The sequence below is a fragment of the Couchioplanes caeruleus genome, from assembly GCF_023499255.1.
In the GTDB taxonomy this organism is placed as follows: Bacteria; Actinomycetota; Actinomycetes; order Mycobacteriales; family Micromonosporaceae; genus Actinoplanes; species Actinoplanes caeruleus_A.
Map to the genome: position 1 here is coordinate 7,658,505 of NZ_CP092183.1, position 19,639 is coordinate 7,678,143.

Here is a 19,639-nt window from a genome sequence, read left to right on the forward strand (position 1 = left end):
GAGGAGCCGACACATGACCTTTCGCACGCGAAAGGCAGGGCCGAATACCCCACGGCGGACCAGTGTACGGGTAGGTCCGCGTGATTCCCAACCCGGGCCTACCTCTTGCGGATGGTAGCCCTGGCCAGCGACAGAACCTTCTCGCCGTGACTGGTCGCGGTGATCTCAATCTTGGTCAGCCCGTCGTCGGTGACCTCCTTGACGACGCCGCTCACCACCACCTCGGTGCCCTCGTCGGTGTCCGGCACGGGCACGGGACGGGTGAAGCGGACGCCGTACTCCACCACCGCGTCGGGCGCGCCGGCCCAGATGGAGACAGCCCGGCCGGCGAGCGCCATCGTGTACATGCCGTGCGCGATGACCCCGGGCAGACCCACGTTCTTCGCGATCCGGTCACTCCAGTGGATCGTGTTGAAGTCACCGGACGCACCCGCGTACCGGATCAGATCGGCCCGGGTGACCCGGAAGGTCTGGGTGGGCAGCTCCTCAGCCATGATCATTCCTCCCCGCGCTGGACGAGCTTGGACCAGACCGTGACCACGGGCTCGCCGCCCTCGGTGGAGACCTCGGTCCGGGTGGTGATGAAGTCGTGGCCACCCCGCGACGTGATGTCGTCCACGGTGTTGAGGCAGACCAGGGCGTCCCCGGCGACCACCGGCCGGGTGTACGCGAACTTCTGGTCGCCGTGCACGACCCGGCTGTAATCCAGGCCGAGCGCCGGATCGGCAAGGATCTGCCGGTTCGCGGCCATCGTGATCACCACGGGAAAGGTCGGCGGCGCGACGACATCCGGATAACCGGCCGCACGGGCCGCCTCCGGGTCGTGGTACTCGGCGTCGGTGGCGCCGATCGCGGTGGCGAACTCACGGATCTTCTCGCGCCCGACCAGGTAGGGGGCGGTGGCCGGCCAGCTGCGGCCGACGAAGGAAGGGTCCAGGGGCATGAACAGAAACTACCCTGTGGGCACTGGGAGGGCGGAAGGGTGCACGGTTAGCGCAAATTTCTCTGGCGGCGGGGTTGCGGTGGGTGGGGGTCGGGCGGCGGCTACAGGTACGGCGGCAGGGGTGAGTGCGGTGCCGTGGTGGGCGTGTGCACGGGGACGCGACCTCGGCGGGACGCAGGGTTCGCGGCGCGGGGCACGGTGGCGGGGGCACGGTGGCGCGGGGATCACGTTGGCGGCCGGCGGGCGAGCACGTCAGCGACCTCGGACCGCGTAGGCGGTCGGCGGTCGAGCGCCCCAGCGACGTCCGACCGCGTAGGCGGTCGGCAGTCGAGCGCCCCAGCGTCCTCGACGGCGGGGGCCACGTGGATGGCCACGGCGTGGGGCGGAGTGCCGGCGTGGGCCGTGGGCGGCGGAGGTCGGTGATGGCGGCTTCGAACTCGGCGCCGGCGAGGAGCTGGTCAGGAACGGCGAAGGGCCGGCTGGGGGGAAGGGCGAGGGGCCGGCTGGGGGGAATGCAGAAATGGCGGCTACCCCGAATCGGGGCGCCGCCATTTCTTGGGCTCAGCTCAGCGTGTCTCGCGGTGCAGGGTGTGCCGACCGTCCCGGGGGCAGAACTTCTTCAGCTCGATGCGGTCCGGGTCGTTGCGGCGGTTCTTGCGCGTGATGTAGTTGCGCTCCTTGCACTCCGTACACGCCAAGGTGATCTTGGGACGGACGTCGGTCGCCTTGGCCACGGCGGGGTGCCTTCCTGCTCACGGGTTCACATACGGCATGCCAGCGTAGACGCAAACCACGCGGACATGCAAAACGCCGGGTGTTAACCCGGGGTCGTACGGCATCCGGGACTAGTCCCGGACAGTAGCGGTGGCCGGACTTGAACCGGCGACACAGCGATTATGAGCCGCTTGCTCTGCCATCTGAGCTACACCGCCGCGCCAGGCTGAAATCCAGCGCCTGAGGGGCGGATCACGAACCCGGTTGGAGCCCCCTTACGGAATCGAACCGTAGACCTTCTCCTTACCATGGAGACGCTCTGCCGACTGAGCTAAGGGGGCGCGCGCGATCTCTCGCTTGTTGCGCAGACAGAAGCTTACACGGCCCCGCAGCCGAGGTGAAATCGGTACCCCGGCGCGGCGTAATCGCAGATCAAGCCGCTCCGACGGGCCGGATCGGCGGCGTCATGGGCGGCCCGCAGCGGGTCGGCGGGGTGCGGCACGGAGGTGGCCAACTGCCCGTGCGGGACGGCCAGCCGACGGTATGAGGACGGTCCGCCGAGGCGGCACCAGGGCTGCTGGCGGTGGGCTGACCGGGCGCCCCCACGAAGGTCAGCCGGGGCGGCACCAGGACGGACCGGCGGTGCTACACCAGCGGGCTGACCGGTGCTCGGAGGACGGTCAGCCGCGGCAGGGGCAAGGGTCGCGAGGGTGGTCAGCCGACGGCGCGGAGGCGGCGTACCTCGCCGGTGGGGGTTTCTTCCGGCTCCGTCTGGGCGCTCAGCCAGGTGTTCAGCCGTTCGACCGGTAGCGGGCGGCTGAAGAAGTAGCCCTGGCCGATCTCGCAGCCCAGCTCCGCGAGGAGGTCGAGAGTGAGTTCGCTCTCCACGCCCTCGGCGACCACGGTGAGACCGAACTCGCGAGCGAGGCCGATCACGGCTCGCACGATGGCCAGGTCACCCGAGTCGGTTGCCATGCCCTGGACGAAGCTGTCGTCGATCTTGATCTCGTGGACCGGGAGCTGTCGCAGGTACGAGAGCGACGAGGCCCCCGTGCCGAAGTCGTCGACCGCGAGGCGTACGCCGAGGTCGCGCAGGCGGTAGAGGGTCGGCAGGGCGCGTTCGATCTCGCCGAGCATGCCCGGTTCGGAGATCTCGAACGTGATCTGGCCCGGCGGGATGGCGTACCGCTTGAGCAGCTCGTGGACCTGGTCCGGGAAGCGGGGGTCGAGGAGCGTACGCACCGACAGGTTGACCGCGATGGACAGCGGCCGGCCGGCGTCCGCCCATTCCCGGCAGTGCTGCAGGCCGGCGGTGAGGACGACCTCGGTCAGGCGGTGCAGCTGGCCGGTGTGCTCGGCGACCGCGACGAAGTCCTCCGGGGACACGTCGCCGTGCGCGGGGTGCTGCCAGCGGGCGAGGCATTCGACGCCGATGAGGTGCCGGTCCTGGATGGAGACCTTGGGCTGGAAGTGGACCTCGAGCTGGCCCGTGTCCAGCGCGCGGCGGAGGTCGGCGGCCAGGCCCAGCCGGCGTACCGCCCGGGACTCGAGGGCCGGGTGGAACAGCTGCACGCCGTACGGAAGCGCCTTGGCCGCGTTGGCGGCGAGCTCGGCCCGGCGCAGCAGCGAATCGGGGTCGTCACCGTGGTCGGGGTGCAGGGCGACGCCGGCGGCGGTGTCCACGTCGAGGGTGAGGGAGCCGACGACCATGGGGCCACGCAACTGCTCGCGCATCTCGGTGGCGAGCCGTACGGTCTCCTCGGTGCTCTCCGCACGCAGCGTGACCACGAATTCGTCGCCGCCGATCCGGCCCACCAGGGCGCCCGGTCCGGCGATGCTGCGAAGGCGCTGCGCGACCTCGGCGAGCAGCTTGTCGCCCGCCGCATGTCCCATGGACTCGTTGACGTCCCGGAGGCCGTCCACGTCGAACAGCATGACCGCGACGACTTCGCCGGGCGCCCGTACCTTGACGGACTCGGCGAGGGCGTCGGTCATGCGCCGGCGGTTGGGCAGCGACGTCAGCCGGTCGTGGTACGCGTCGTAGCGCAACCTTTCGACCAGGCGGGAATTCTCGACCGCGACCGCGGCGTGCGCGGCGATCGTCTGCAACACCTGGACGTCGGCGGGGCGGAACGTGAGGGTGCCACCCTGCCGGTTGACCACCTCGATGGAACCGATCGTGGTCTGCCCGGAGCGCAGGGGGACGACGATGATGTCCTTGAGCCGGCTCTCCCGCAGGGTGGGGCGCAGGTCGGCGGTGTCGTCGAAGTTCTTGCCGACGGCGACGGCGTGCTGGCCGCCCACGGCGCGTTCCCGGATGGCCGCGGGGGTGACGGCGAGGTCGAGCAGCCCCTTGTCGTCGACGCGGGCGGTCAGCTGGACCTCGGGATGGCGTCCGCTGGCCGGCAGCCACATGGTCGCGTACTCCGCTCGCATGAGGGCGCGGATGCGGCCGAGCAGGACGTCCGGGAGCGATGCGTCATTGCCGTGCTCCTGCACGGCGAGCGTGAGCTCGTACACGTCGGCCAAAGTCCGGTGCTGCCGCAGGAAGCCGACCAGATAGCGGTACGCGAGGACGAGCGTGCCGACCAGAACCGCCAGCAGGGCGATCGCCCAGGGCGTGGCCTCCACGGCGACGATGAAGACGCAGCCGATCGCGACGCTGATCGAGGCGGTGACGAGGGTCGGCAAGCCGGCGCGGAACGTCTCCTGACCCGCCTGCAGACCCTGGATGACCGTCATGACGGCGGCGAACGCCAGCGGCGCCACGAGCGCGCTCGTCATGGCGGCGGCGAACAGAATTCCCCAGGTGCCGGGGCCGGCGCCGCGGATCGGCGGCAATGCCTCCACGACCAGCAGTGCGGCGCAGGTCGCTGCGGCGGTCTTGGCGGTGTTGAAAGCGACCTTCGTGAACCCCATGCGCGAGCGCAGCTGAGGCAGCAGGGGCGCCAGCGTGGCGGCCAGGACGACCATCACGGGCGGCAAGTAATAGATCGCCAGAACGAGCGGAATTTCGGTGACGAGCACATAGAAGCTCTGCTTGCGAATGGCGACGCTGAAAACACCGACGCTGGTGAGCCCGAGTCCCGCAGTGGCGATCAGGCCGCCCAGCCAGGATTTGTACCAGTCAGGCTCTTGGATCCAGAACCACGTGACGCACGCGAGCGCGAACACCGCCAACGGGTTCGTGACGAGCCAGGCGTACTGGGCCGACCGTGTCGGCCGTGCCGGTCGCCCAGTCATCGCGCTCCTCAGTCAATGGGACCGGTCATGCGAGCCAGCGCACCGGGCGAGTGGGTCAGCCCCAGCTCAGGTCGGCCTGAATGGCAGTCACCGACTGCTCTGCACCGGCCCCCGCCGTTCCGTACTCAGCGTTGGCGGCGGCAGCGCCACCGATCAACGCGGCGAGCACGAAAACCAAGCCGGCGAAGCGGCCCAGCTTCCTTGCAGACATGTTCGCTCCTCGTACGACAAAGACGCCTCGGGTGGGGGGTTCCATGATGGTGCCACACGCTGAGTACGTCAGACAGCGTCCGTGCGCCGGTCGAAGCCGCACATCCCGAAATCTTGGCTGAACGGCTGAGGTGCTGTCACGGTGGCAGCCCACATGATTGACGGCTTTGTGCCTGATTTAAGAGCACATGTGAGACCAATTCGCGTGCCGGTGTCAGGTCGGCTTGACGTCAAGGCACCTTGACGACAAGGCTACTTACATGACCACTCCCGACGAACTGGAGCAACAGCACACGCTCTCCACCGCCACAACGCGTTACGACGAGTTGAGGATGCGCGACGCGCTGGCCACGATGACGGAGGACAGTGACGCCACCCCGCTCACGCGGGAGGAGACCCTGGAGCTACTCGCGCTGAGCGAGGTGGTCTCCCGCAAAGCCGGGTACGGGCGCCAGGCGATGGTCCGCTCGGCGCGGGGCGCGGGGGCGTCCTGGACGCAAATCGGAGCGGCGCTGGGCACCAGCAAGCAGGCCGCCTGGGAGTCGCACAACCGCTGGATCGAGGAGCAGGTGCGCCAGCACGAGCTGACGGGGTACCAGGGGTTCGACGAGGGGCAGGCGGACGCGGCGCGGGGGCTGGCCGGGCGCCCTGACTGATCCGACCGGGGAATCGGGGTCATTCGCCGGCTCGGTGGGCGGTCGGCCGGTGTCGCCGGCGGGCGGGTCAGTCGCCGGTTGCGGCGGGGCGGTCGGCTGCGGCCACCGGTCGCGGCGAGGCCGGGCGGCGGGCGGGTCAGTCGCCGGTTGCGGCGGGCGGTCGCCTGCGGCCGCCGGTCGCGGCGAGGCGGGCGGCGGTTGCGGCGGGCGGGTCAGTCGCCGGTCGCGGCGGGGCGGTCCGTTGCGCTGTATTGGGACCAGGAGCCCGGGTAGAGGCGGCCCGCGCCGAGGCCCGCGTGCTCCATCGCGAGCAGGTTGTGACAGGCGGTGACGCCTGAGCCGCAGTAGGAGATGACGTCGGTGCCTTCGCGTACGCCGGCGGCGGCGAAACGGTCGCGGAGCTGTGCCACGGGCAGGAAGCGCCCGGTTTCGTCGAGGTTGTCGCGGCACGGGAGGCTGCGGGCGCCGGGGATGTGACCGGGCCGCGGATCCACCGGCTCCGTGTCGCCGCGGAACCGCGCACGGTCGCGGGCGTCCAGCACCACGGCGGCGCCCGTCGCGGCATCGTCGATACCGGCCAGCCGGTCGCCCGGCCACGGCCGGGGCGTGAAGACCGCGAGGGCTGGGCTGGCCGGACCGCTCACCAGCTTCCCCTCGTACGCGGTGAGCCCGCCGTCCAGCAGCGCAGCCTCGTGACCCGTGGCGCGCAGCATCCACACGAGCCTCGCCGCAATCACTCCGCCGGCGTCGTCGTACCCGATCACGGTGTCGTCGTCGCCGATGCCGGCAGCGGCCATGCCCTGCGCGAAAACCTCGGGATCGGGAAGGGGATGCCGGCCGTCGGCCGGCGAGGCGTGCCGGGCCAGCCAGCGGTCCAGATCGACGAAGACCGCGCCCGGCAGATGGCCGTTCTCGTACGCCTCCCGGCCGGAACGGCCGTCGAGATACCAGCGCACGTCGGCGAGCACCACACGGTCCCGGTGCTCCTGCAGCCAGTGCACGTCGACGACCGGACCGATCACGCCGCTCCCCTATCCCTCTTCCGTCCGCTGTTCGCGTGGGTCAGCGGTAGTTGGTGAACTGCAGGGCGACCCCGAAGTCCTCGGCCTTGAGCAGGGCGATCACGGCCTGCAGGTCGTCCCGCTTCTTGCCGGTGACCCGCAGCTGGTCGCCCTGGATCTGCGCCTGCACACCCTTCGGGCCCTCGTCGCGGATCTTCTTGCTGATCGCCTTCGCCTTGTCGGTCTCGATCCCCTCGATCACCTTGCAGTCGATCTTGTAGGTCTTCCCGGACTGCCGCGGCTCGCCGGCCTCCAGCGACTTCAGCGAGATGTTCCGCTTGACCAGCTTCTCCTTGAAGACCTCCAGCGCGGCGGACGCACGCTCCTCGGTCTCCGACGTGATGGAGACGCCGTTATCCCCCGACTTCGCGATGGAGGTACCGGTCCCCCGGAAGTCGAACCGGGTGCCGAGCTCCTTCTCCGCCTGGTGGAAGGCGTTGTCCACCTCCTGGCCGTCGACCTTGCTCACGATGTCGAACGACGGGCTGGCTGCCATGATCAGACTCCTGCTGCTGGGCCACGTATCGATGTCCGCGAAGGCCGCGTACAGGCCTCCGACATGCCGACCGTACCCGGTTGTGGATCCGCGCGGCGTTATGGCTATCCTGTTGTTCGCTGCTGCGGGAGACCGTGGCGGCAGTGCCCAGGCGGGTTGCCCGAGCGGCCAATGGGAGCGGACTGTAAATCCGTCGCGAAAGCTACAGAGGTTCGAATCCTCTACCCGCCACAGGCTCCTATGACGGCCCCGTGAGCTGCGGAAACGCGCTCCGGGGCCGTTCTCGTCGAGTCCGGCTGGATCCGCCTCGTCGTTAATGGCTCTGGGCGGATCATGGCCGATCAATCACGAGACCTGACATCCGCCGAGGGTCTGCTGACCGGACGGACTGCGGTAGTGCATCAACGTCACCATCGTGAGTTCGGCCGATATGGTGCCCGCGATGCGCCACGTCCGTCTACTTAACGCGCTGGGACCACCTCGCCCTCCCTCGTCCCCCGGGCGGAGGACGAGGGAGACGGGGCCCCGCATGCTATGCGGCCGCATCTCGAAGCGGGTAGAAGACCTCTCCGAACCCGGGATGGTGGGTCGAAGCCGGCCCGCAACGGACAGCCGTCCCCGCCAGCATCTGCTCGGCCCTGACGGCAGCTTCGGCTGGCGGGCGACACCTGGGCGCCCCTCCTCGCCGCCATCGAAGGTTGGATCGAATCCCTCCGCGATCAGCCAACGTGCACCACGGCTTCATGAGTCGTAGAACCGCCGCCGTTCCGCAGTCAGCATCGGGACCACGGTAGATCCCAACCATCCATGCGTCATGAGGATTAAGGCGACGTCCAGGCCTCCTTTGACCTGAAGCTGCGGATTACCGGTGGCCCGCCGACGACGGCCGCTTGCGCGCGTCGCATGCCTAGTCGTCCACCGGTGAACCCGACTCAGTCAACACACGTTTGCTGTACTGCTTCGACATACGCAGCATCGGTCCGCAACCGACCTCCCGTTCCTCCGTTGGATGGGCGGACGAGATCGACCCACGACGGCGTCACCTAGGAACGATCAAAGAAAACAGCAGCACGCCCAGCGCGCAGACGACGAGGGCGCACATGGCTGCGGCGGCGGCCAAAGCGCGCACCACCTCGCGGATCGGCGCCAGGGCACGGACAGCCATATGCAAGGCCGCTACCAGCATCAGGACGGCAAGGATGAGGAGCAGTGACCTAGCCGCAGCAAGGTCATTTCTAGGGTGGGACTGCACGGCGGTGAGTACTAAACTGTTCATGAGCCGATCCCTTCGATCATCTCTGCGACTGGACTCGGTTCGGGATTGCGAGGCGCTCGCTGGTGCCAGCCAGCGGGCGCCTTCCCTGTGACCGCTCTGCTACTGAGTGTGTACGCATCACTCCCGTCCGGCAATTGCCAGCGGCAAACTTGACACACGGTTCCTTGCCACGAAATGATCTGCCAAGTTTCTAGTTGCCACAGGCTTTTTTGTTCGGTGGCACCTTGACAGGTGGCGTCTTGACATAGGCTGGGTGCAGCCACAGGGGGTGGATCGTGCCAGGCCGTACCAGCCCGACGCTGCTTCGACGACAGCTCGGCGCCCTGCTTCGGCAGTACCGAGAGGCTCGTAACGAGACGGCCTCTGACGTGGCAAAAGCAACCAACATCAACGCTTCGGTGATCAGCCGCCTTGAAAACGGGGGTCGGCGACCCGGCCTCATCTACGTACGCGAGCTCAGTCGGCACTACGGCTTAGACCAAGACACCACTGATCAATTGATGCGAGTCGCGAGAGCCAGCCATCAGAACGGCTGGTGGGAGGCGTACGACGTCAACGAAGATCCATCCACGTACGTCGAGTTTGAGGCCGGCGCAGCGGCGATCAAGAACTTCGAGCTGGCTTACGTCCCTGGATTGCTACAGACACGCGATTACGCAAGATCCGTAATCGTAGATTTGAACCCTTCCTTCACTGAGGATAAGGTTGATCAAGCCGTCTCGCTACGGATCGAGCGGCAGCACATCCTGGATTCCGCCGATCCGGTTAGACTGCACGCAATCATCGACGAGTCGGTGGTGCGCAGAAATATCGGTGGCGCAGCGGTCATGAAGGCGCAGCTGAATCTGCTCGTAGAACGAGCGACGTTGCCTAACGTCACGCTTCAAGTGTTGCCCTTCTCAACGCCAAGAGGCTTCGGATTATTCGGGTCATTCTCGCTCCTGAGCTTTGCCGACGCCGCAAGTACTGCGCTTCTCAGCTTCGACGGAAGCGCCGCAGACGTCGCGTACGCGGAGGGTCCACTCGGCGCAATCGTTCAGCCGAAGGTGAGAGAGGTTCAACGCTGCAAAGACCTTTTCTCTGGCCTAACCGCAATCGCAGCCAGTGAATCGAAGTCAATCACTATTATCCAGCGCGTTCTTTCTGAGGTGCAATTCCAATGATTCCCGCCAACTTCGACCGCCACAACCTTGCTTGGCGCATTGCCAAAAAGAGCGCTAACGGAAATTGTGTGGAAGTTGCGAAATACGACAATCTGATTGCCGTCCGAAACTCGCGCTACCCAGAGGGTGACGTCATCCTCTACACGATCCCGGAGTTCGACGCCTTTCTAGATGGCGCAAAGAAGGGCGAGTTCGATGATCTCGTAAGTTAGTCGCGGCACTGGCACGAGTCGCGCCTATTCCGGCACAGCAGAACAAAAGCTCCGGATTGTTGTGTGGACTCGCCGAGCAGGAGCATTCACTAGTTCTGCGATGTGCGGGATGAGTACAGCGAGTCTCCGGCACCGTTCTCGTTCTCTGCTGGCCGGTCCGGGCGGCGAGCCGGGGCGGTGGGACAATCCTGGGATGGATGCGAAGCTCCGTACCTCGCTCCGGGAACTCTTTGACCGGGGCGCCGCGCGTGATGCGGGTGAGCCGGATCGGCTGCGCCGGCTGCGGAATCTCGAGCCGCCTACGGCCGAGCTGCTGGCGCTTGTGCTGCGTGTCGCTCGGGCGCGGGACGTTGTCGAGATCGGGACGTCGAACGGGTACTCGGCGATTTGGTTGGCTGACGCTGCGCGCGACACCGGGGGGCGGGTCACGACGGTGGATGTCGAGGAGTGGGCCGGCGTTTCGCAGAATCTGGAGCGGGCCGGGGTTGCGGTGACCCGGCTGATTCAGGATGGCGGGGCGTTCCTGGCCGGGCGCGGCGATGCGAGCGTGGATCTGCTGTTTCTCGATGCTGAGCGCACCGAGTATGCCGGGTGGTGGCCGCATCCCGTTCGGGTTCTCCGGCCGGGCGGGGTGCTCGCTATCGACAATGTGCTGTCGCACCCGGATGAGGTGGCCGAGATTCTGGCCTTGCTTGCCGCCGACCCGGATTTCGTCGGGGAGACCGTCGCCGTGGGGAAGGGATTGCACCTTGCCTGGCGTCGCGGTCCCGCCGGTCTACGGGAGGGGGCGGGCGAGGGTTAGGGTTTGGAAGTGGAAGCCGTGGTCGATGGTGTGGAAGTCGACCAGGTCGAATGCTTCTGAGGCGTACCGGAGGAGGCGTTCGTCCGAGCGGAATGCGAAGAAGCGGCCGTCCTCTTCCATGATGCCTTCCGAGTCTGCTCCTCCCCAGAGGCCGACGAAGAACAGGCCGCCCGGCTTGAGGACTTCGCGTATCGCACGGAAGGCGGCGGGCAGGCTTTTGTCGGGTACGTGGAGCAGGCAGTTCAGCGACCACACCGCGTCGAAGGCCGCTGGGGCGAAGCCGAGGTGGAGGACGTCGCGTACCTCTGCTGTCAGGCCTTTGTCGCGGCACAGCGCGACGTGTTCGGGTGCGATGTCCACGGCGATGACCTTGAGTCCTTGGGCCGCGAAGTGGGCGGCGTCCTGGCCTGTGCCCGCTCCCAGATCCAGCAGAGTGGTCGCCTCCACGGCTTGAAGGCGGTCCAGGAATGCACCGCGTTCTTCCAGCTTCCACGATTGTCTTGCCGTGGCGTCGCGTTTGGCGGCGCGCGCGTCGTAGATGGTTCTCAGGCTGCTGACCACGTCGTCGTAGCTCATCGATACCTCCCTCTTCAGGGTGGCGTACCGGGCGGCGGATGTCGCGCCTGGCGGGCAGGGGAACGTGGCGAACGTCATGCGGTCCGTGCCGCCTGCCGGGGGTACGCGCCGAGCTACGGTCGGCGGGTGAGTCGCGTACCTTTGTCCGTCCTTGACCTTGCCACTGTGCGTGAGGGTCATGACAGTGCCGACGCTCTCCGGGGCACGACGGAGATCGCCCGGGCCGCCGATGAACTCGGGTATTCGAGGTTCTGGGTGGCCGAGCACCACAACATGCCTGCCGTGGCGTCGACCTCCCCTCCGGTGCTCATCGCGCACGTCGCGGCGAGCACTCAACGGATCCGGGTCGGTTCCGGGGGCGTGATGCTGCCCAACCACATGCCGTTCGTGGTGGCCGAGCAGTTCGCGCTGCTGGAGGCGCTGCATCCGGGCCGGATCGACCTCGGCATCGGGCGGGCGCCCGGCACCGACCAGGCCACGGCCACCGCTCTGCGCGGGGTGTCGCCGCATCTGACGGTCGAGCAGTTCCCCGACCACCTGGGCATGGTGCTGGCCCTGCTCGGCGACGACCGGGTCGCGCCGGAGCGGATCGAGCGGCTCAGGGCCACGCCCTCGCCGGCGAGTTATCCCGAGGTGTGGATGCTGGGGTCGTCGACGTACGGGGCTCAGGTGGCTGCCGCGCTCGGGCTGCCGTTCTGCTACGCGTACCACTTCGCCATGAGTTCCGATGTGGACACGGCTGCACGTCTGTACCGGTCCGGTTTCAAGCCTTCGCCGCGGTTCCCGGAGCCGCTTCTGATGATCAGTGCCTCGGTGATCGCCGCGGAGACGACCGAGGAGGCCCAGTTCCTGGCCGGGCCGAGCCGGATCATGGCTTTGAGCCTGCGTACGGGACGGCTGGGTCCGATCGTGTCGCCCGAGACGGCCGCGACGCGTGAGCTGTCCGATCTGGACCGGGGCGTGCTCGACCAACTTCCCGGCACTCAGTATGCGGGGACGGCCGACGAGGTCGTGGCCGGGCTGGACGCGCTGGTCGAGCGCACCGGCGCCGCCGAATTGATCCTCGCCGGCACGGTGTACGACCCGGCGACCCGGCGGGATTCGCTGGCCCGGATCGCCAAGGCATGGGGGCTCTGACTTATCCACATCACGGCCTGCGGCACGCCGGCCTGTGGATAACCGGGTTCGCCGACGCGGCAACTTTGCCAGAATCGGCGCCATGGTCTGGCACATCACGAAGGACGTCGACGACTTCCTCGACCGGGCGGGCGGCTTTCTCCGCGCACGCCCGGTGGAGAACACGGTGCTGCTGACGATCGCTGACACCGTACGAGTGCACGGGCCGGGCGCCTACGGGGCCGAGGCGCCGGTGTTCGGGTGGCGGGAAGGCGAGGAGGCGGCTTTCCTGCGTACGCCACCGCGCGAAGCGCTGTTGTCCGCGATGTCCCCAGAGGCGGCCGCCGAGCTCGCCGGAGTCCTGTGCGAAGCGGGTCTGCCCGGCGTCATCGCGCCGGACGCGACCGCCGAGGCCTTCGCCGGCGAGTGGGAGCGGCTCACCGGATCCGGCTCGCGGGTGCACAAGAAGCAGCGGCTCTACCGGCTCGGCACCCTCGTGCCGCCCACTCCCCCGGCGAAGGGCTCGGCTCGCGTGGCGGGCGGCGCCGACCGTGAGCTGCTCGTCGACTGGATGGCGGCTTTCTACCGGGATGTCGGCGAGGAGCCGCACCAGGTCGAGGAGTTCATCGACGACAAGCTGGCACACGACGGCATGCTCGTCTGGGAGCTCGACGGGCGGCCGGTGTCGATGGGCGGCGTGACCCGGCCGGAGGCCGCGATGGTGCGGATCCAGGCCGTCTACACGCCGCGCGAGCACCGGGGTCACGGGTTCGCCGGTGCGGTGACCACCGCCCTGAGCCAGGCCGCGCTCGACGCCGGGATCTCGCACGTCCTGCTGTTCACCGACCTTGCCAACCCCACCTCGAACGCCCTGTACCAGCGACTGGGCTATACACCTCTGGAGGATCGCAGCATGGTGGAATTCATCGCATGAGCCGGATCTTGCAGGTCAACATTGCCGTGCCCGAGGACAGCAACGCCAAGAACGTCGGCCGGACCGGGATCAACAAGCAGCCGGTCACGCACCCGGTGGCGGTCCGGGCGCCGGGGCCCCAGGGCACGCTGCCGCCGGATCAAGCGAGCGGACTGGCGGGCGACCAGATCTTCGACATCAGGAATCACGGCGGGGACGACCAGGCGGTCTACGCGTACGCGCGGGAGGACTACGAATGGTGGGAGAAGGAGCTGGGGCGTGAGCTGCCGGGCGGCCTCTTCGGCGAGAACCTGACCACAGTGGACGTCGAGGTCGGCGGGGCTGTGCTCGGGGAGAAGTGGCGGGTCGGCGAGACGCTCGTGCTGGAGACCACGTTCGGGCGGATCCCCTGTGCCACGTTCCAGTGGAAGATGCAGGAGCCGCGGTGGGTGAAGCGGTTCGCCGCCGAGAACCGGCCCGGGGCGTACCTGCGGGTGGTGACGCCGGGCGACGTGCAGGTGGGCGACTCGGTGACCGTGTTGGAGCGACCGGAGCACGGCGTGACGATCGCCGAGAGCTTCCGGGCGTGGATGCATGAGCCGGAGCTGCTCGCGAAGTACCTGGAGCGGGACGGGGTCCCTGAGAGGTTCAAGGCGGACATTCGTCGCAGGCTCGGGCGTGATGGCTGACCTGCCGTTCATCGACAGTTTCCGTGGAGGGAGAGTCAGATGGCCGATCAGATAGTCGAGCGTGGCGGGGTGCCCGTGCTCGTGTGTGACGCCGAGGGGGCCCCCATTGCGGGACCGCAGGACGCGCTCGATCTGATCGGTGCGGCGTACGCGGGAGCCGAGGTGGTGGCGATCCCGGCCGAGCGGCTCCATGCGAGTTTCTACCGGCTGAGCACGGGGGTGGCCGGCGAGATCATGCAGAAGTTCGTGAACTACCGGATTCGGCTCGCCGTCGTGGGTGACATCTCGGCTCACGTGGCGGAGAGCGGTGCGCTTCGTGACCTCATTCGTGAGACGAACAAGGGGAAGCAGGTGTGGTTCGTGAAGGACTTCCAGGAGCTCGACGAGCGGCTGGGGTGAGCGGCCGGCTCAGCTCGGGCGGCTCCGTGAGGCGGGCTGGTTCGCCTGCGCCAAACGCCACAGAGGACGGTGGAGCCCGCGTTCCCGGTGAGGTGACCGGGAACGCGGGCTACAGCCGACGGCCTTCTGGCTACAGCGGCTGCCAGAGGGCGGCGACGTTCGGCGGTTCCCAGGTCACCAGCGACGTGTGGGCGATGCGGCACTGATAGCGCTTGCCGTCGTACGTGACGATCTGGCCCAGCTGGTAGGCCACGTTCGGCGCCCAGGCCGTGCCGGCCGGTGGGGCCGTCGTTGTCGGGCGGGTCGCCGGCGGGGTGGTGGGTGCCGTGGTCGGCGGGGTGGTGGGTGTGGTCGTCGGTGGGCGGGTTGCGGGAGTGGTGGTCGGCGGGGCCGGCGGTGTGGTCGCCGTGCAGTCGTCCGCCGGGGCGATGGTGTCCGTGTGGGTCGTGCCCGCCGAGCGGTACGACGCGATCGCCGCGTTGGCCTGGGCCGGGGTCAGGACCTGGCGCTTGGCGTGGAAGACGTAGTCGATCGACTCCTGCCAGACCGAGGTGGCTCCCGCCGATCGGCCCGCGAGGTCGATGAACCACTGGTTGAAGTCGATGGACATCTTCTGCCTCGGGTAGACCTTGCCCGAGTGGTCGCCGACGAGGGCGCCGTCGATGTAGTACTTCACGTGGCCGTCGGCGACCGTGGCCATGACGTCGTGCCAGCCCGCGATGCTCCTGGCCTGCTGGCTGTGCTGGTTGTCGGCGTACCAGGGGTCCGCCACGTACGTGTACCAGGTGGTCTGGTAGTTGATCGGGCCGGCCTCGCCCCAGCCGCCGTTGGGCAGGTACTCCGAGAAGTCCATCTCCGAGTAGAGCGGGTCCTTCGGGGCTGCCAGCGGCGAGATCGTGTAGAACGTCTGGTTCACGTGGTCGCCGTCGGGGCCGGTGGACGGCGCGTCGGCGAACTTGATGCGGGCGAGGTAGGTGCCCTCGAGGAAACGGCGGTTGCTCTGGGAGAACTCGGCGTGCGACGTGCCGGCGGCGGTGCCGTTCGTCTTGGCGGTGAGTTGCGCTACCCGCTGACCGTCCACGGTGGGGAAGGACACGTTGTCGGCCAGCCAGCTGGCGCCCGGTACGCCCGGCCCGCCCGCCTGGCCCCGGATGCTCCAGCCACGCTGGGACAGCGCTGGGTCCGTACGGGAGGAGTAGCTGAAGTCGTCGAACAGCGCGCCGCATGCGGTGGCCGCGCTGCTGCTCGGGGCGGCGGCGATGCCGTAGGCGAGCGCGCCCGCGGTGGCCGCGACCGTGGCGCCGACGGTGATGGTGCGTTTCCGGCCCATGGGGGAAGGGCCTCCTCGGGTATCGGGGATGTTTACCAGTGGTCAACACACAACCTGGCGGTAGCGGTGATCGTCAATAGCCCTGACCTGTGGTCCGGCTTAAATCACGGCCTGCTGAAATGGCCAGTGGACAAGATGGACAAGGCCGCGCGGACCCGGCAGAGTGCAGACCACCAGCCGCGACCGGCCGCGCACACAGAGGCGCGCCGACGGCCGGGGAAAGACAGGGGTCGAAGGAGGGCCAACGCCCGAAGGGCGAGGGCCGAAGCCCGGGAAGGCGAGGCCGGGGCCTCGGGAAACGAGGGCCGAGGCCGGGAGAACGAGGTTGAGGCCGGGAGAACGAGGGTCGAGGCCGGGAAAGTGGACGGCCGAGGCCCGGAAGTGCGGGGCCGAGGCGGAGAAAGCGACGGCCGAGGCCGGGGAAAGCGGGGGCAGAGACCCAGGCCGAGGCAAGGGTCGAGGCAGAAGGAACGCAGGGGCCGAGGCCGGAGAAAGCAGGGGCCGGAGCTGGTGAAAGGCCGCGGGCGGCGGAGGGCGGGCGGGGATGCGGCGGGGTGAGGTTCAGGAACGGTTGCGTGAGCTCATCGCGACCTTGCCGCCCGGCGATGCGCTGCCGTCCGAGCGGGACCTCAGCGGCGCGCTGGGCGCTTCCCGGCCGACGATCCGGGCCGCCATCGAGGAGCTGGCCCGGGAGGGGCTTCTGGTACGCCGGCACGGCCGCGGCACGTTCACCGGCCCGCCCAGGATCTCGCAGGAGGTGCCGGCCTCGACGGCGTACCTGCCGCCCGCGGAGGGTGAGTGGGCCAGCGAGGTGCTGGAGTTCGACGTGGTGCCGGCTGGTCCTCGGCTGGGGTCGCGGCTGCAGGTGTCGCCCGGCGCCGAGCTGGTTCGCGTGTTGCGCCGGCGGATCGTCGACGGTGGGGTGGTCGCGCTGGAGGAGATCCACATTCCTTGTCTCGTCGCTCCGAATCTGACGCGGGATGAGTTCGCCGGCGGGTCGCTCTATCGTCATCTGCGCGAGCGGCACGGGGTGACTCCGGCCGAGGCGCTGCAGACCACGGAGCCGACGGTGACGGACGCCGCCGAGTCGCGACTGCTCGGGGTGCCGTTGCACTCCCCCGCCCTGCTCTTCGAACGCACCACTCGCGACGCGGACGGTCGCATCATCGAGTTCGCCCGGTCGGTGTACCGGGGCGACAGATACCGCATCACCCAGCATCTGAAGCTGGGCCCCGATTCCGGCTGACCCGCCGGGCGGTGTGACCGATCCGGCCGCCCATCCGGTCCTATCAGCAGAAGCCCGGGCCCAGCGGGGACCGGGACGGACAGCGAGGAGGACCGGTGGACGCGGACCTGCGGCAGCACTTCGATCGGGCGGTCACCGACGACCCCGGCGCCGACCCCGGGGAGATGGCGCTCGCCGCCATCGCCGAGGGCGCACGGATCCGCCGGCGGCGCCGGCAGGTGGCCGGCGCCGGTGTGGCCGCCGGTGTGGTGGCCCTGCTGGCCGTGGTGGGTGGGGTGAGCCTGCGGTCGGGCGCGACGGAATCGGCCGGGCCTGCGATGACGATCGCGGCGGCGATGATGCCGGTGGCGGCGCCGTCCTGCTCGGAGAAGCCGGTGGAGAGCGGCGCCAGTGACGTGGCCATCTTCCTGGGCGCCGAGGCGACCGACCGGCAGCGCTCGGCCTTGGGGGCGGCGCTGCGCGGGGATCCGCGGGTCGCGGAGCTGCAGTTCGAGAACCGCCAGCAGGCCTGGGAACGGTTCCGCAGGCTGTGGGCGGACAGCCCGGACTTCGTCGCGGCGGTCAGCCCGAGTCAGCTCCCCGAGTCGTACCGGCTGCGGATGGTGGACCGATCGCAGTACAGGGGCTTGCTGGCGACGTACGCCGCGATGGACGGGGTCCAGGATGTCGTCGGCAGGGTGTGCCCGGCGAGCGCCCCGATCGGAGGCGTCCAGTGACGGACACCGTGATCCCGGCCCGGCCGGTGGAGGGCGGTGCGCTGGCCGGGTGGGGTGTCGGCCGTCGCCGTACGAAGGCCGCCCGGGACGCGGAGTTCACGGCGTTCGTCGAGTCCGCCGCCACCCGGCTGCGCCGCAGCGCGTACCTGATGTGCCGGGACTGGCATCTCGCCCAGGACCTGACCCAGCAGACCTTCACCAAGATGTACGCGTCCTGGGACCGGATCCGCACCGGCACCAACCCCGAGGGCTACAGCCGGCGGGTGCTGATGAACCTCGTCTTCGACCAGCAGCGGCGGCGCAGCGGCTCCGAGATCGTGCTGGCCGAACTGCCGGACAAGCCGGACGGCGCGGCGGCCGGTACGCCCGAGCTGCGCCTCGCCCTGGTCGACGCGCTGGCCACCCTGTCCGTGGAGGACCGGGCCGTGCTGGTGTTGCGGCACGCCGAGGACCACAGCGTCGACACGGTGGCCACGATCCTCGGCGTCTCCGTCTCCGTGGTGAAGATGCGCACCGCCCGGGCCCTGGCCCGCCTGCGTTCCCTGCTCGGCGACGATTTCATCGACGGCTGAGCCGCGGTTCTAGCCGGCGAGTGCCTCGCGCAGGCGCTCGTCGGCCTGCCCGTCGGCGCGGGCTATCGGGCCCCCGGGCAGCGCCGCGGCCGCCGCGGCCAGCATCAGGACCGTGCCGGCGAAGACGAAGGACCAGGGCAGGCCGCCCGGCTGGTCGACGATCACCCCGGCGACCGCGCCGCCCGCTGCGCTGCCTCCGACGGACACGGTCACCACCCAGGTGTACGCCTCGTTCAGCATCGCCGCGGGCGCAAGGCGGCCCACCAGGTTGTTCTCCACCGTGAGCGCCGGCGCGATCGTGGCGCCGCCCACGACGAGGGCCACGCCGAGGGCCAACGGATTCGGCATGACCGCGAGGATCAGGAAGCTGACCGAGACCGCCGCGAGGAGCCAGGCGAACTGTCGCGCCAGGGCCATCGCGGGGCGGCGGGTGCCGAACCAGATGCCGCCGATCGCGCTGCCGATGCCCCAGACGCCGAGCAGGATCCCGCCGAGGCCGTCGCCGCCGCCGTGCCGGTTGGCGTACGCGGGAACGATCACCCCCGCCGCGCCGAACGCGATGCCCAGCGCGGCGACGCAGAGCAGCAGCGCCGGGAAGCCGTCGGCCTTGAGCGGGCCCAGTCCCCGCGCGCCCTCGGCGGACTCGTGCCGCGTCCAGTGCCGCATGATCGGCAGCAGTGCGACCCGTACCGTCCCGCCCAGCGTGGCCACCGCCGCGAAGCCGATCGCCACCGCCGGGTCGTGTGCGACCACGACGAACGCCGCGACCAGCATCGGGCCGAGCACGAAGACCAGTTCGAACAGGGACGTCTCGGCCGCCATCGCCGCGGCGCGCAGGGCATGGTGGCCGGTGCCGGGGGCGGTTGCGTCGGTCCACGCCCGCCGGATCGCCGCGCTCAGCGGCGGGTACGTGGCCCCGGCCACCGCCGCCGCCCCGACAATCGCCGGCAGGGCGGCCGCGCCGCCACGGCTGGCGATGATGAGCCCGGCCAGCGCGACGGGGTGCAGGGCCGCGGTGAGCAGCAGGACGGGCGTGGGGCCGATCCGGTCGGCGATGCGCCCGGCGACGGGGCTGACCACCGCTCCGGCGAGCGCGTACAGACCGCCGGCGAGGCCCGCGGCGGCGTACCGGCCGGTCGCCTGCTGCACCAGCAGGAGCAGGGCGAGCGGAGTCATGCCGATGCCGAGACGGGCGAGGATGCCGACCACGAGCAGGACCCGGCCGCCCGGCATGCGCCAGACGCCGAGGTACTGACGCAACGCGGTCACGGTCCTCCTCCCGGGTCAGGCGAAACGATCGGCGATG

22 protein-coding genes and 3 tRNA genes are annotated in these 19,639 nt (G+C 69.3%); 12 read left to right on the forward strand and 13 right to left on the reverse strand.

All coding sequences use genetic code 11. From position 1 onward, the window contains the following. Positions 1-98 precede the first annotated feature (98 nt). The 7 genes from COUCH_RS35360 to COUCH_RS35390 all read right to left on the reverse strand — a co-directional run bounded on the left by COUCH_RS35360 (position 99) and on the right by COUCH_RS35390 (position 5,111). Positions 99-494, reverse strand: a complete 396-nt coding sequence (locus COUCH_RS35360; protein ID WP_249609482.1) for a MaoC/PaaZ C-terminal domain-containing protein — start codon at positions 492-494, stop codon at positions 99-101. A gap of 2 nt (positions 495-496) precedes the next feature. Further along, positions 497-943: a MaoC family dehydratase N-terminal domain-containing protein gene (locus COUCH_RS35365; protein ID WP_249609483.1), complete on the reverse strand. Its 447-nt coding sequence runs from the start codon at positions 941-943 to the stop codon at positions 497-499. 566 nt (positions 944-1,509) lie between these two features. After that, positions 1,510-1,677 carry a 50S ribosomal protein L33 gene (gene rpmG, locus COUCH_RS35370; protein WP_015618978.1) on the reverse strand — a complete coding sequence of 56 codons (168 nt, stop codon included), beginning with the start codon at positions 1,675-1,677 and terminating at the stop codon, positions 1,510-1,512. A 125-nt stretch (positions 1,678-1,802) separates the two neighbouring features. Continuing rightward, positions 1,803-1,875, reverse strand: a tRNA-Met gene (locus tag COUCH_RS35375). A gap of 47 nt (positions 1,876-1,922) precedes the next feature. Next, positions 1,923-1,998: transfer RNA gene (locus COUCH_RS35380), tRNA-Thr, on the reverse strand. Positions 1,999-2,371: 373 nt separating this feature from the next. Further along, positions 2,372-4,900, reverse strand: coding sequence for a putative bifunctional diguanylate cyclase/phosphodiesterase (locus tag COUCH_RS35385; protein ID WP_249609484.1), 2,529 nt, complete (start codon positions 4,898-4,900; stop codon positions 2,372-2,374). A 55-nt stretch (positions 4,901-4,955) separates the two neighbouring features. Then, positions 4,956-5,111 (reverse strand): hypothetical protein, encoded by a 156-nt coding sequence (locus COUCH_RS35390; protein ID WP_249609485.1) that lies wholly within the window; start codon positions 5,109-5,111, stop codon positions 4,956-4,958. Positions 5,112-5,370: 259 nt separating this feature from the next. Here COUCH_RS35390 and COUCH_RS35395 point away from each other — a divergent pair, with 259 nt between their 5' ends. Continuing rightward, entirely contained in the window at positions 5,371-5,766 is a 396-nt protein-coding gene (locus tag COUCH_RS35395) for a hypothetical protein (RefSeq protein ID WP_249609486.1), read from the forward strand. Between the two features lie 212 nt (positions 5,767-5,978). Here COUCH_RS35395 and COUCH_RS35400 read toward each other — a convergent pair whose 3' ends face one another. Further along, positions 5,979-6,788 carry a sulfurtransferase gene (locus COUCH_RS35400; protein WP_249609487.1) on the reverse strand — a complete coding sequence of 270 codons (810 nt, stop codon included), beginning with the start codon at positions 6,786-6,788 and terminating at the stop codon, positions 5,979-5,981. Between the two features lie 40 nt (positions 6,789-6,828). Next, positions 6,829-7,323 (reverse strand): YajQ family cyclic di-GMP-binding protein, encoded by a 495-nt coding sequence (locus COUCH_RS35405; protein ID WP_249609488.1) that lies wholly within the window; start codon positions 7,321-7,323, stop codon positions 6,829-6,831. A 150-nt stretch (positions 7,324-7,473) separates the two neighbouring features. Between COUCH_RS35405 and COUCH_RS35410 the strand changes: the two genes are divergently transcribed. Next, positions 7,474-7,554, forward strand: a tRNA-Tyr gene (locus tag COUCH_RS35410). Between the two features lie 808 nt (positions 7,555-8,362). Here COUCH_RS35410 and COUCH_RS35415 read toward each other — a convergent pair. Beyond that, positions 8,363-8,599, reverse strand: a complete 237-nt coding sequence (locus COUCH_RS35415) for a hypothetical protein (RefSeq protein ID WP_249609489.1) — start codon at positions 8,597-8,599, stop codon at positions 8,363-8,365. Positions 8,600-8,874: 275 nt separating this feature from the next. Between COUCH_RS35415 and COUCH_RS35420 the strand changes: the two genes are divergently transcribed. From COUCH_RS35420 to COUCH_RS35430, 3 genes are all read left to right on the forward strand, one after another. Continuing rightward, positions 8,875-9,762 carry a helix-turn-helix domain-containing protein gene (locus COUCH_RS35420; protein ID WP_249609490.1) on the forward strand — a complete coding sequence of 296 codons (888 nt, stop codon included), beginning with the start codon at positions 8,875-8,877 and terminating at the stop codon, positions 9,760-9,762. Beyond that, positions 9,759-9,974, forward strand: a complete 216-nt coding sequence (locus tag COUCH_RS35425; RefSeq protein ID WP_249609491.1) for a DUF397 domain-containing protein — start codon at positions 9,759-9,761, stop codon at positions 9,972-9,974. The genes COUCH_RS35420 and COUCH_RS35425 overlap by 4 nt, the downstream gene beginning before the upstream one ends. Positions 9,975-10,167: 193 nt before the next feature. Next, positions 10,168-10,776 carry an O-methyltransferase gene (locus COUCH_RS35430; protein WP_249609492.1) on the forward strand — a complete coding sequence of 203 codons (609 nt, stop codon included), beginning with the start codon at positions 10,168-10,170 and terminating at the stop codon, positions 10,774-10,776. On the opposite strand, the gene COUCH_RS35435 is transcribed toward COUCH_RS35430, so the two are convergent. Continuing rightward, positions 10,750-11,352: a class I SAM-dependent methyltransferase gene (locus COUCH_RS35435; protein WP_249609493.1), complete on the reverse strand. Its 603-nt coding sequence runs from the start codon at positions 11,350-11,352 to the stop codon at positions 10,750-10,752. The two genes, COUCH_RS35430 and COUCH_RS35435, sit on opposite strands and share 27 nt — an antisense overlap. A gap of 126 nt (positions 11,353-11,478) precedes the next feature. On the opposite strand from COUCH_RS35435, the gene COUCH_RS35440 reads away from it, so the two are divergent. From COUCH_RS35440 to COUCH_RS35455, 4 genes are all read left to right on the forward strand, one after another. Beyond that, positions 11,479-12,489 carry an LLM class flavin-dependent oxidoreductase gene (locus tag COUCH_RS35440; protein WP_275980037.1) on the forward strand — a complete coding sequence of 337 codons (1,011 nt, stop codon included), beginning with the start codon at positions 11,479-11,481 and terminating at the stop codon, positions 12,487-12,489. 82 nt (positions 12,490-12,571) lie between these two features. After that, the gene (locus tag COUCH_RS35445; RefSeq protein WP_249609495.1) at positions 12,572-13,402 is read left to right on the forward strand and encodes a GNAT family N-acetyltransferase; all 831 of its coding nucleotides are present in this window, start codon (positions 12,572-12,574) and stop codon (positions 13,400-13,402) included. Further along, positions 13,399-14,070 (forward strand): MOSC domain-containing protein, encoded by a 672-nt coding sequence (locus tag COUCH_RS35450; protein ID WP_249609496.1) that lies wholly within the window; start codon positions 13,399-13,401, stop codon positions 14,068-14,070. Before COUCH_RS35445 ends, COUCH_RS35450 begins: the two co-directional genes overlap by 4 nt. Positions 14,071-14,109: 39 nt before the next feature. Further along, a complete protein-coding gene (locus tag COUCH_RS35455) occupies positions 14,110-14,469 on the forward strand; it encodes a DUF4180 domain-containing protein (RefSeq protein WP_249609497.1) in 360 nt (119 codons plus the stop codon). Between the two features lie 130 nt (positions 14,470-14,599). Here COUCH_RS35455 and COUCH_RS35460 read toward each other — a convergent pair whose 3' ends face one another. Beyond that, positions 14,600-15,799 carry a carbohydrate-binding protein gene (locus COUCH_RS35460; protein WP_249609498.1) on the reverse strand — a complete coding sequence of 400 codons (1,200 nt, stop codon included), beginning with the start codon at positions 15,797-15,799 and terminating at the stop codon, positions 14,600-14,602. A 544-nt stretch (positions 15,800-16,343) separates the two neighbouring features. On the opposite strand from COUCH_RS35460, the gene COUCH_RS35465 reads away from it, so the two are divergent. The 3 genes from COUCH_RS35465 to COUCH_RS35475 all read left to right on the forward strand — a co-directional run bounded on the left by COUCH_RS35465 (position 16,344) and on the right by COUCH_RS35475 (position 18,333). Continuing rightward, the gene (locus COUCH_RS35465; protein WP_275980038.1) at positions 16,344-17,045 is read left to right on the forward strand and encodes a GntR family transcriptional regulator; all 702 of its coding nucleotides are present in this window, start codon (positions 16,344-16,346) and stop codon (positions 17,043-17,045) included. A 95-nt stretch (positions 17,046-17,140) separates the two neighbouring features. After that, positions 17,141-17,761, forward strand: a complete 621-nt coding sequence (locus COUCH_RS35470) for a permease-like cell division protein FtsX (RefSeq protein ID WP_249609500.1) — start codon at positions 17,141-17,143, stop codon at positions 17,759-17,761. Next, on the forward strand, positions 17,758-18,333 hold the full coding sequence (locus COUCH_RS35475; protein ID WP_249609501.1) for a SigE family RNA polymerase sigma factor: 576 nt from the start codon (positions 17,758-17,760) through the stop codon (positions 18,331-18,333). Before COUCH_RS35470 ends, COUCH_RS35475 begins: the two co-directional genes overlap by 4 nt. A 9-nt stretch (positions 18,334-18,342) precedes the next feature. Here the strand turns inward: COUCH_RS35475 and COUCH_RS35480 are convergent, their stop codons facing one another. After that, a complete protein-coding gene (locus tag COUCH_RS35480; protein WP_249609502.1) occupies positions 18,343-19,602 on the reverse strand; it encodes an MFS transporter in 1,260 nt (419 codons plus the stop codon). Positions 19,603-19,639 lie beyond the last annotated feature (37 nt).

What these genes read in the sequence shown, in the direction of transcription:
- COUCH_RS35415 (WP_249609489.1), bottom strand. Translation starts at nt 8,599, where the DNA reads ATGAACAGTTTAGTACTCACCGCCGTGCAGTCCCACCCTAGAAATGAC.
- COUCH_RS35385 (WP_249609484.1), bottom strand. Translation starts at nt 4,900, where the DNA reads ATGACTGGGCGACCGGCACGGCCGACACGGTCGGCCCAGTACGCCTGG.
- COUCH_RS35460 (WP_249609498.1), bottom strand. Translation starts at nt 15,799, where the DNA reads ATGGGCCGGAAACGCACCATCACCGTCGGCGCCACGGTCGCGGCCACC.
- COUCH_RS35405 (WP_249609488.1), bottom strand. Translation starts at nt 7,323, where the DNA reads ATGGCAGCCAGCCCGTCGTTCGACATCGTGAGCAAGGTCGACGGCCAG.
- COUCH_RS35455 (WP_249609497.1), top strand. Translation starts at nt 14,110, where the DNA reads ATGGCCGATCAGATAGTCGAGCGTGGCGGGGTGCCCGTGCTCGTGTGT.
- COUCH_RS35390 (WP_249609485.1), bottom strand. Translation starts at nt 5,111, where the DNA reads ATGTCTGCAAGGAAGCTGGGCCGCTTCGCCGGCTTGGTTTTCGTGCTC.
- COUCH_RS35450 (WP_249609496.1), top strand. Translation starts at nt 13,399, where the DNA reads ATGAGCCGGATCTTGCAGGTCAACATTGCCGTGCCCGAGGACAGCAAC.
- COUCH_RS35425 (WP_249609491.1), top strand. Translation starts at nt 9,759, where the DNA reads ATGATTCCCGCCAACTTCGACCGCCACAACCTTGCTTGGCGCATTGCC.
- COUCH_RS35465 (WP_275980038.1), top strand. Translation starts at nt 16,344, where the DNA reads ATGCGGCGGGGTGAGGTTCAGGAACGGTTGCGTGAGCTCATCGCGACC.
- COUCH_RS35430 (WP_249609492.1), top strand. Translation starts at nt 10,168, where the DNA reads ATGGATGCGAAGCTCCGTACCTCGCTCCGGGAACTCTTTGACCGGGGC.
- COUCH_RS35445 (WP_249609495.1), top strand. Translation starts at nt 12,572, where the DNA reads ATGGTCTGGCACATCACGAAGGACGTCGACGACTTCCTCGACCGGGCG.
- COUCH_RS35395 (WP_249609486.1), top strand. Translation starts at nt 5,371, where the DNA reads ATGACCACTCCCGACGAACTGGAGCAACAGCACACGCTCTCCACCGCC.
- COUCH_RS35365 (WP_249609483.1), bottom strand. Translation starts at nt 943, where the DNA reads ATGCCCCTGGACCCTTCCTTCGTCGGCCGCAGCTGGCCGGCCACCGCC.
- COUCH_RS35435 (WP_249609493.1), bottom strand. Translation starts at nt 11,352, where the DNA reads ATGAGCTACGACGACGTGGTCAGCAGCCTGAGAACCATCTACGACGCG.
- COUCH_RS35360 (WP_249609482.1), bottom strand. Translation starts at nt 494, where the DNA reads ATGGCTGAGGAGCTGCCCACCCAGACCTTCCGGGTCACCCGGGCCGAT.